Annotated in this window: 11 protein-coding genes; 8 read left to right on the top strand and 3 right to left on the bottom strand. The window is 59.5% G+C overall.

The window, feature by feature from the left end; genetic code table 11:
- The first annotated feature begins 154 nt into the window (after positions 1-154).
- The 4 genes from ACW9HW_RS26495 (at position 155) to ACW9HW_RS26480 (ending at position 2,853) form a co-directional block, all read left to right on the top strand.
- Positions 155-1,057, top strand: coding sequence for a chemotaxis protein CheV (locus ACW9HW_RS26495; protein ID WP_095193834.1), 903 nt, complete (start codon positions 155-157; stop codon positions 1,055-1,057).
- 39 nt (positions 1,058-1,096) lie between these two features.
- On the top strand, positions 1,097-1,555 hold the full coding sequence (locus ACW9HW_RS26490; protein ID WP_457402247.1) for a GNAT family N-acetyltransferase: 459 nt from the start codon (positions 1,097-1,099) through the stop codon (positions 1,553-1,555).
- A gap of 138 nt (positions 1,556-1,693) precedes the next feature.
- On the top strand, positions 1,694-2,020 hold the full coding sequence (locus tag ACW9HW_RS26485) for a hypothetical protein (RefSeq protein ID WP_457402245.1): 327 nt from the start codon (positions 1,694-1,696) through the stop codon (positions 2,018-2,020).
- Positions 2,021-2,103: 83 nt separating this feature from the next.
- Positions 2,104-2,853 (top strand): YkgJ family cysteine cluster protein, encoded by a 750-nt coding sequence (locus ACW9HW_RS26480; protein WP_457402244.1) that lies wholly within the window; start codon positions 2,104-2,106, stop codon positions 2,851-2,853.
- 153 nt (positions 2,854-3,006) lie between these two features.
- On the opposite strand, the gene ACW9HW_RS26475 is transcribed toward ACW9HW_RS26480, so the two are convergent.
- On the bottom strand, positions 3,007-3,264 hold the full coding sequence (locus ACW9HW_RS26475) for a hypothetical protein (RefSeq protein ID WP_095193838.1): 258 nt from the start codon (positions 3,262-3,264) through the stop codon (positions 3,007-3,009).
- A 165-nt stretch (positions 3,265-3,429) separates the two neighbouring features.
- Between ACW9HW_RS26475 and ACW9HW_RS26470 the strand changes: the two genes are divergently transcribed.
- Positions 3,430-4,404 (top strand): 2-hydroxyacid dehydrogenase, encoded by a 975-nt coding sequence (locus ACW9HW_RS26470; RefSeq protein WP_457402241.1) that lies wholly within the window; start codon positions 3,430-3,432, stop codon positions 4,402-4,404.
- Between the two features lie 204 nt (positions 4,405-4,608).
- Positions 4,609-5,118 carry a DUF2165 family protein gene (locus ACW9HW_RS26465; protein ID WP_457402240.1) on the top strand — a complete coding sequence of 170 codons (510 nt, stop codon included), beginning with the start codon at positions 4,609-4,611 and terminating at the stop codon, positions 5,116-5,118.
- Positions 5,119-5,130: 12 nt separating this feature from the next.
- On the opposite strand, the gene ACW9HW_RS26460 is transcribed toward ACW9HW_RS26465, so the two are convergent.
- Complete coding sequence (locus ACW9HW_RS26460; RefSeq protein WP_095193841.1) at positions 5,131-6,033, bottom strand: DMT family transporter; 903 nt, start codon at positions 6,031-6,033, stop codon at positions 5,131-5,133.
- Positions 6,034-6,171: 138 nt separating this feature from the next.
- On the opposite strand from ACW9HW_RS26460, the gene ACW9HW_RS26455 reads away from it, so the two are divergent.
- A complete protein-coding gene (locus ACW9HW_RS26455) occupies positions 6,172-7,047 on the top strand; it encodes a helix-turn-helix domain-containing protein (protein WP_457402238.1) in 876 nt (291 codons plus the stop codon).
- 118 nt (positions 7,048-7,165) lie between these two features.
- On the opposite strand, the gene ACW9HW_RS26450 is transcribed toward ACW9HW_RS26455, so the two are convergent.
- Positions 7,166-9,496, bottom strand: a complete 2,331-nt coding sequence (locus ACW9HW_RS26450; RefSeq protein WP_457402236.1) for a TonB-dependent siderophore receptor — start codon at positions 9,494-9,496, stop codon at positions 7,166-7,168.
- Between ACW9HW_RS26450 and ACW9HW_RS26445 the strand changes: the two genes are divergently transcribed.
- Positions 9,438-9,785, top strand: a 348-nt coding sequence (locus ACW9HW_RS26445) for a hypothetical protein (protein ID WP_457402234.1), incomplete at its 3' end; no start/stop codon positions are given. The genes ACW9HW_RS26450 and ACW9HW_RS26445 overlap by 59 nt on opposite strands.

Here is a 9,785-nt window from a genome sequence, read left to right as displayed (position 1 = left end):
AATCGCTGCCTTTGTGGGAGCGAGCCTGCTCGCGAAGGCGGTCTACCCTTCACCTGATTTTCTAAAGCCTGCCCCCAACAAGTCGATAACCCGGCATTGATAGCTGTTGGCGATCTTCACGGTCGTCCGTCACCTTTTTCCTCAGAAGGTACTTATGTCCTCCACCAAAGGCCGTGCGGATTCACTTTCGCTTCTGCTGTTCACCTTGCGCAGTGGCAAGTTGATGGCGATCAACCTGCTCAAAGTCAGTGAAATCATCCCCTGCCCGCCGCTGACCAAACTGCCGGAGTCGCACCCTCACGTAAAAGGCATCGCCACTTTGCGCGGCGCGTCGCTGTCGGTGATCGACCTCAGCCGCGCCATCGGCGAACGCCCGCTGGAAGATCCGAACGGTGGCTGCCTGATCGTCACCGACGTCAGCCGTTCCAAGCAGGGCTTGCACGTTCAAGCCGTCAGCAAAATCGTCCATTGCCTGACCACTGACATCCGCCCACCGCCCTTTGGTTCTGGTGGCGTGCGCTCGTACATTACCGGGGTGACCTCGGTGGACGGCACGCTGGTGCAGGTGCTGGACATCGAAAAAGTCATCCACGGTATTGCCCCGGTGCAGATCGACATGGCACCCACCGAACTCAGCATGGAAGACGCTGAAGTGCTGGGCAACGCGCGGATCCTGGTGGTCGATGACAGCCAGGTGGCCTTGCAACAATCGGTGCATACCCTGCGCAATCTCGGCCTGCAATGCCACACGGCGCGCAGTGCCAAGGAAGCCATCGATTGCTTGCTGGACCTGCAAGGCACCGCCCAGCAGATCAACCTGATTGTCTCCGACATCGAAATGTCCGAGATGGATGGCTACGCCTTCACCCGCACCCTGCGCGAAACCCCGGACTTCGCGCATCTCTATGTGTTGCTGCATACCTCACTGGACAGCGCGATGAACAGCGAAAAGGCACGTCTGGCCGGTGCGAACGCGGTGCTGACCAAGTTTTCGTCACCGGAACTGACCAAATGCCTGATCGAAGCGGCCAAGGCTGTGGCCGAACAAGGTCATTGAGTCTTGGCCGGGGCCCCGGAAGAAACGTGGTGCTGGCTGATGCGGCGCGACCTCGCCGAGGCCGTGCCGGACATGGCCTGGCCAACCGGCATTCAATTGACCCATTACCACGCCGAACTCGCTGCAGCTGTGCACCACTTGATGGAGCTTGGGTATCGCGACGGCGGCGGTCGCGTACCCGCGTTGACGCTGTGGCAACAGCAGTTTGAGACTGATCCTGAATACGATCCTTTCCTGTGTTTCATTGCCCTCGATGCCGAAGGCGTAGTCGCCGTGTGCCAGTGCTGGACCAGTGCCTACATCAAGAATCTGGTGGTGCATCCGCGGGCTCGACGGCAAGGCCTGGGGCGCGCGTTGCTGTTGCATGCGTTCAAAGTATTTCAGCAGCGCCGGGAAGGGTTTGTGGATTTGAAGGTGCTGGAGGACAACCTGCGGGCGCGGCGGTTGTATGAAAGTGCCGGGATGTATGCGGTCCGCCGGGAACCTGTGCGAGTCTGACCCACCGCCATCGCGGGCGAGCCCGCTCCCACAGGGGATGTGGGAGCGAGCCTGCTCGCGAAGAGGCCCGTATAATCGCCATCAAACCATCAGGCATACTCCAACCTTGGCCATTGCACATCCAAGGATTCCTGATCTATGAAAGCCGCCGCCCTGACCCTCCTCTGCCTCACCGCCCTGACCACCCAGGCCCACGCCTCCAGCCCCGATGCCTGGGCCGCCTACGACAAAACCGTACTCGCCAGTTGCACCAAGGCCAGCGGCCTGAAGAATGCCCAACCTGTCGGCAATGCCGCGCAGTTCGATGACCGTGTCGGCTACACCGCCCTCCTGCTGCAAGGTCAGTACCCGCAAAAACACATGAAAGGCGCGCAAGGCACCGAGTTGTGCCTTTACAACAAAAAAAGCAAAACCGCGTACGTCACCGAGTGGGACTCGGTCCGCCCTGCCGCCAAGGCGCAGTGAGTGGCGCATAACTTGCTTCGACAGCGGCCTTCACGGCGGCATTCTGTCGCCGTTTCATGCCCTCGGATGCGACTGACCGCTCAATGAATACGACGTTTTCCTGCGTAGGCTGTGGCAAGTGCTGCAATGACCACCATGTCTCCCTGACCCTGCCAGAAGCCCGGATGTGGGCAGCTGACGGTGGGCAAGTGATCGTGCTTGTGGAAGGTTTCCTGAGCAACGGCCTGGGTCTGCCACCACAGCAACGTGAACACGCCGAACGCCGTTCTGCGGTCATCCGCAGTGCCGACGCAGAGGCCTTCGTCGCCATCACCTTTGCCGCCTACAACGTGGGAGCCTGTCGGAATCTTGACGAAGACAATCTCTGCAGGATCTACGAACGCCGCCCGCTGGTGTGCCGTATCTATCCGATGGAGATCAATCCGCACATTCCTCTGAACATTGCCCTGAAGGAATGTCCGACTGAGTCGTGGGAAAAAGGACCGGACCTGATTGTTGGCGGTGAACTGGTCGACCGCGAGTTGTCGGATTTGATCCAGCGTTCACGTCAGGCGGATCGCGATGACATTCTGATGAAGGACGCGATTTGCGCGTTGCTGGGGATTCGGACCACGGCGTTGAAAGGTGATGGTTTTACCGCCTACCTGCCGGATATGAACGAGTTCGCCACGATCATCGATGAGCTGGACGGTCAGACATTGCCGCAGTGGGACAGCGAGTGGCAGTTCCATGTTTCGAGCGAGGATATTGCCGGGCAGGTAGCGGCGGCGGGGGCGCAGGTGGCGCCGGATGAGCCGGGGAATTACGCGTTTATTTCGTTGCGGGCGGCTTGATCCCAGGATCTTTGCTGTTTGTGCCGGCCCCTTCGCGAGCAGGCTCGCTCCCACAAGGGTTCTTCAGTGAACACATTTTGTGCGCAACTCAGATCCACTGTGGGAGCGAGCCTGCTCGCGAAGAGGGCAAATCAGGCACCGCAAAACTAAAACTCAGCGCTTGCCCATCGACCGCCGAGTCCCCGGCGGGGCCATGCCCGGTGTCTTGGTGTGGCCGTTTTTGGCGCCGTTCTTGTACCAGGGCTGGTTGGAGCCTTTGGCGGCTGCCAGTTCACCCGGTTTGAACGGGAACTTGAACGCCGGGATCGCGGCTTTGGTTTCGCCATCGGTGCTGGACTCGGCGCTGTCTGGCAGCTCTGCCTGCTCGTCGCTCAAGGCCTCGGCGACCGGCGGTTGTTTCGGGGAAGTCATGAAAGCTCCGGGTGATGCGTAATGTGTCGGGCCCGGTCAGCGAGCCGCGAAAGGCGGCAGTATAACTGGATGAAGCGCCGCAAGCTGCTGTTAAGCGACTCGCATAAATCCCGGGAAGAATGTTAGCGTGCTCAGTAATCTCCTCCGCCCGACGAGCCTGCACCCATGAAAAAAACCGTCCTCGCCTTCAGTCGTGTCACGCCTGAAATGGTCGAACGCCTGCAACAAGACTTCGACGTCATTGTGCCGAGTCCGAAAAACGGCGACATCAATGCCCAGTTCAACGAAGCCCTGCCCCATGCCCACGGCTTGATCGGCGTCGGCCGCAAACTCGGTCGTGCGCAGCTTGAGAACGCTGCCAAACTGGAAGTGGTGTCGAGTGTCTCGGTGGGCTACGACAACTATGACCTCGCGTACTTCAACGAACGCGGGATCATGCTGACCAACACGCCCGACGTACTCACCGAAAGCACCGCCGACCTGGCCTTCGCCCTGTTGATGAGCAGTGCCCGGCGCGTGGCCGAACTCGATGCCTGGACCAAGGCCGGGCAATGGCAAGCCACCGTCGGTGCGCCGCTGTTCGGTTGTGATGTGCACGGCAAGACCCTGGGCATCGTCGGCATGGGCAACATCGGTGCGGCCATCGCCCGCCGGGGTCGCCTGGGGTTCAACATGCCGATCATCTACAGCGGCAACAGCCGCAAGACCGAGCTGGAACAGGAACTCGGTGCCCAGTTGCGTAGCCTGGACCAACTGCTGGCCGAAGCCGACTTCGTGTGCCTGGTGGTACCGCTCAGCGAGAAGACCAGACACCTGATCAGCCATCGCGAACTGGCGCTGATGAAGCCGAACGCCATCCTGATAAACATCTCGCGCGGCCCGGTGGTGGATGAGCCGGCACTGATCGAAGCCCTGCAAAACAACCGGATTCGCGGTGCCGGGCTGGATGTTTACGAAAAAGAACCACTGGCCGAGTCGCCACTGTTCCAGCTGAAAAACGCCGTGACCTTGCCGCATATCGGCTCGGCCACCCATGAAACCCGCGAAGCGATGGCCAACCGTGCCCTGAGCAACTTGCGCAGCGCCTTGCTGGGCGAGCGCCCGCAGGACCTGGTCAATCCGCAGGTCTGGAAGGGTTGATTGAAGCGCGGCACGTCTTGTTCGACGTGCCGCTTGCATCCCCCTTGGCAATATCCACCGGCCCCCAAGTATCAAGTCCACCCACAACTTCGTTTAAACATCAACAAAGACATAACTTGCAACTCAGTCTTCGGCTGGCTTACAAAAAACGCCTATAAACTCCGACAAACAAAAGCACCGATCGTGTATTCGGAGAGTATTTGCATGAATAACTTCACCACCGCCGGAGTCATCAGGCGGAGCAAAGTGTTGATTGTCTTGATGGCGGCGCTTTTCGGACTAATGACACTCATCAACAACTTCACCGACTACGCGGCGTACACTGACTACATCGGGCGAATCATCAGCATGAGCGAAACAGTTGGAAATGACTCTCGACGTTACCGAGCAGTCACTTCCACGTTCTTCCATCACCGCTTTTACTGGGCAATCATAACGCTCGAGATTATTTTCACTTTCAGTTTTCTGCTTGGAACTTATCATCTCTACCGAAAGCTTGTAGCCCCACGGAGTGAATTCCATGCAGCCAAGAAATTCGCCATTATCGGTTTCACCACCGCAATTTTCGTTTACCAATTCTTTTACGTGGTCATACTCAATGAGTGGTTCGACATGGAATATTCCGCTCAGCGAAACGCCTATGAATGGGCAAGAAACAACATTGAATACATGTTCCTCGGCCTGATATATCTGCTGGTGGCGAAGGATAATTGAATCGTTTATTTCTCATGCCAACTTGCTCGCCACGGGACTCACACTTGGCCGGGGTTTGCGGAATACCAACACGTTCCCCAACATAACCATCACCAGCCCCACCAGCGCCGGTGCGGTCCACTGGTAACCTTCGGCAAACGCCGAGACATTCAGCGCCACCACCGGGAACAGCACGGTGCAATAGGCGGCACGTTCCGGCCCCATGCGGCCGACCAGCGTCAGGTAAGCGGTGAAACCGATTACCGAGCCTGGAATCACCAGATACAGCAGCGAACCGATGTAGCGGGTATTCCATTCCATGTCGAACGGTATGCCTTTGACCAGGCACCACACCGACAGCATTGCCGCACCGTAGGCCATCCCCCAGGCGTTGGTCGTCAACGGCTTGAGCCCGGCCTTCTGTTGCAGGCTCGAGAGCATGTTGCCCGCCGAGAAGCACAAGGTGCCGCACAGTGCCAGGCCCAGGCCGAGCAAGGTTTGCGGGCTGGCGGTGTGGCCGACCAGTTCCGGCCAGAACAACAGGCCAAGGCCGAGCAAGCCCAGCGCGCCACCCATCAACACATTGCGGGCGATTTTCTGGCCGAAGAATACTCGCGCATTCAACGCATTCCACAGCGTGGCGGTGGAAAACACCACGGCGACCAGGCCGCTGGGAATCCACTGGCTGGCGGTCAGAAAGCACATGAAGTTAACGCAAAACAGGCACACCCCCTGCGCCAGGCAGATCAGATGCCCGCGCCGGTTCATCACTTGCAGCTTTCGGCTGAGCAGCAACATTGCGAACAGCACCAGCGCGGCGAGGCCGAAGCGATAGACGATCGACACAGGAATCGCCACCACACCCAGTTGCCATTTCAGGGCAATCCAGGTGGTGCCCCAGATCAGCACGGTCAACAGGTACAAAGACAGGTTCATGGCAAAGGCTCCTCGATAGGTGCCCAGTGTCCTGCGCCGCGCCTTGGCGCACTTGCATAAACTTGCGCTTTTGTCGTGTGGCGGGCTGGCAGGCGAATGTCTACGGAGTAGGATGCAAGGCGTTGGAGAGAACTGATCATGTCCGCACTGGAAACCCTGCAAGTCTTTCAAGCCCTCAACCGCTCGCCCAATGCTCGCCTCGAGCACAGCGCCGAGCTCGGTGACGGCCTGTCCGCAGCCTTGTGGAACAACCATCACGATGCCCAGGACTACGAAGCGCCGAGCCACCATACGCTGTCGTGCTACATCGCCGGTGGCACCGGCACCTTCCGTCGCGACCAGCCCGGCACCAAGGGTGGCCCGGACAAGTTGTGCATCCTGCCCGCCGATCATCAGTCCGGCTGGGTGATCAACGGTGATATTCGCCTGGCACACCTGTATTTCAGCCCCGAACAATTTGCCCTGGGCTGCGTCACGCTGCTCGATCGCGAACCTCGCGAATTGCAGTTGCGCGAACAAACCTTTCTGGATGATCCGCAGCAGGCGCTGCGCTTTCGACAGTTGATCGCCCTCAACTGGGACGAACCGGGTGAACGCCTGCTCACCAGCAGCCTGGCCCACGAAATGCTCAGTCATGCCCTGCTCAGCCAAGTCAGCACGCGCCCGGGCTTGCGTCTCAAGGGCGGTCTGGCGGCGCATCAACGACGGTTGCTGGTGGAGTACATCGACGGCCACTTGGCCGAAGCCATCAGCCTGGGACAACTGGCGGCATTGTGTGCGCTGTCGGAATACCACTTCGCGCGGATGTTCCGCGAGAGCTTCGGCTTGCCGCCACATCAGTACGTACTGGCGCGTCGGTTGAATCGGGCGCGGGAGTTGCTGCGTTCGACATCGCAGCCATTGGGGGAGATTGCGCTGGCTTGTGGGTTTGCCAGTGCCAGTCATTTCACCAATCGGTTTCGGCAAAGCGTGGGCGGGACACCGGGGGAGTATCGGCAGGCTTTTTTGCGTTAGCCCCAAGTTTTTCGGCGCCTTTAAGGCCGCCATCGCTGGCAAGCCAGCTCCCACAAGTGGATCGCGCAAACCCTGTGGGAGCTGGCTTGCCAGCGATGGACGATGACGCGGTTGCAGATCAGAACTCCAAGGTGCTCGACAAGATCACCTGCCGCGAATCCCCCATCGACACAAAGAACCGACTCGCCGCCGAGGTGTAGTAAGTGCGGTCGAACAGGTTTTTCACGTTGAGCTGAAACTTGACCTTCTGCCCGTCGAGCTGAGTGTCGTAGGTAGCGAACGCATCAGCGACGGTGTAGCTCGGCAGCTCAAAATCGTTCACGGCGTTACCCGCCCGCTCCCCGACGTAACGCGCTCCCGCGCCGACCCGCAGCTGATCGCCGCCGATGATCCTGCCAAAGTCATACACCGCCGACAGCGAGCCGCTGTTCTTCGCCACGTTTTGCAGTTTTTTGCCTTTGTAGTCCGGGTCCTCGGTCACTTCGGCGTCGGTGTAGGCGTAGCTGCCGATCATGCTCCAGCGGTCGCTGAGCTGGCCGCTCAAATCCACTTCCAGACCACGGGAGCGCACTTCACCGGCAGCACTGTAGATCGTCACCGGACCTTCGGAGTTGGCGATCAGCACATTGCGCTTCTTGATGTCGAACAGTGCGATGTTGCCCGTCACACGTCCCGGCAGATCAAGCTTGGCGCCGATCTCCCAGGACTTGGCCTCTTCCGGCGCGACACTGCCGTCGAGCACGACGGTGCTGCCACTCAAGGGCGCGATGGTCGAGTTGGGTTTGAACGATTCGGTGTAGCTGCCGTAGAACGACAATGCGTCGGTGTAGCGATATACCAGCCCCGCCCGCGGCACCCACTTCTGGCCGTTGCTGTCGGTGTTGGCATGGAACGGCACGCCTTTGCCGGCGTACTGGTCGTACTCCTGGAAACGAGCACCGGCCACCAGAATCCATTGGTCGGTGAGGTGGATCGAGTCCTGCAAAAACGCTGAATTGCTGCGCAGCAAATCAGTCTGGGCACTGTCGGCCGGGCTGACGGTGGTGCCTTCGACTTCACGGCCATACACCGGATTGAGGTAGCTGAAGGTAGTCAGGCTCTTCTGGCGGATCAGGTCTTCGCGGTAGATCTTGCGGTATTCGTCATCGATGCCGAACACCAGGTCATGACGCATACCCATGACGTCGACGTTGCCCTCGACACTCGCCGTGGTAAACCGGTCGGTACTGATCGCATTTTGCGTGCCGTCCATGCTGCGGGTCAGCGTGCCCTTCCTGGTGTCGATGGCGGTCACGCGCACCTGGCTGGCATCGTAGGTTTCGCGGTTCCAGCTGTAGCCGAAGTGGGCTTTCCAGTTGTCGTTGAGTTCGTGATCGGCTTCGAAGTGATAGAGGTCCGAGCGCCCTTCCATGTTGTTGAAGGGTTCGTCGAGCCGCCGATCACGGGAGATGTCCAGCGGGTGATTGTCACGCGGATCGATCACCGTGCCACGGTCGAACGGGGTCAGGAATTCGCGGTGCTCGTAGGCGAACAACAGCTGGGTGCTCTCGCCGAACCAGGCCAGCGACGGTGCAACCAGCGTCTCGCGATGCACGCCGTAGTTGCGCCAGTAATCTTCGTCTTCATGATCCAGCACCATGCGATAGGCCAGCCCTGAAGTGCCCAACGCACCGGTGCTGTCAAAAGTGCCGCCGCTGCCGTTCTTGCCTTCGCCATAGGTCGAGCCGCGCAGGGTCAAGGCGTTGTACTGCTCAAGTTCGGGCTTTTTGCTGACCATGTTCACCACGCCGCCAGGGTCCTGAATCCCGTAGAGCAGCGAGGCCGGCCCCTTGAGCACTTCGACCCGATCCACTGTCGCGTTCATGCCACGGCCCTGCACGATCGGCATGCCGTCGCGCATGATCGAACCGTTGCGGTTGTCGCCAAAGCCGCGGGTCATCACCGAATCCTGGGTGCTGCCCAGCGTGTTGCCCTGGGTGATGCCGCTGACGTTGGCCAGGGCGTCATCCAGATTGCGCGGTGCCTGATCGCGAATGACCTGGGCCGCGACCACGTTGACGGTCTGCGGAATTTCCTGAAGCGGGGCCGAGGTGCGCATCACCGAACTGGTGGGCGGTGGCTGGTAACTCGTGGATTGATCCATCACTGAGGTAATGGTGGTCGCCCCCAGGTTCAAGGCACCTTCGGTGGGTAGCGGTTCCAGGGCCATGGTGTGGCTATCGGTACGTCGGTAGGTGAAGCCCGAACCGCTGAGCAATCGCTGCAGGGCCTGTTCGGCGCTCATCTGGCCGTTTACGGCCGGCGCATTGAGACCGTAGGGCGCTTCATCCGTGTAGACGACGCTGATGCCCGTCACCCGGCTGAAATCGCTCAAGGCCTGGGGCAGCGGTTTGGCGGCCATCGAAAAGCTGAACTGCGTGTGTTGTTGGGCGCTGGCATCCTCGGCCATCGCCACGCTCAGCGGCAGCAACGCCAAAGCCGAAAAGCTCAACGCCGAAACATTCAAAGCAGAAACACTCAACCATCGTTTGACCGAACCCGATTTTGCCCTGGACTTCATGACTCATGACCTGTGTAGAACCGCAGCGGATGCGAATGACTCGCAGTTTCAGTCACTACACGGATGGCGTTCGGTTTTACCTCAGCAGAAAGTTGAAAATATTTTTATTCAGAAATATGTGGTGGTTGATCTGGCCCTTTCGCGAGCAGGCTCGCTCCCACATTTGAAATGCATTCCC

The sequence above is a fragment of the Pseudomonas sp. SDO5532_S415 genome (assembly GCF_054071155.1).
The sequence above is the reverse complement of the archived record's forward strand: the minus strand, read 5'-3'. Positions and strand labels throughout refer to the sequence as shown.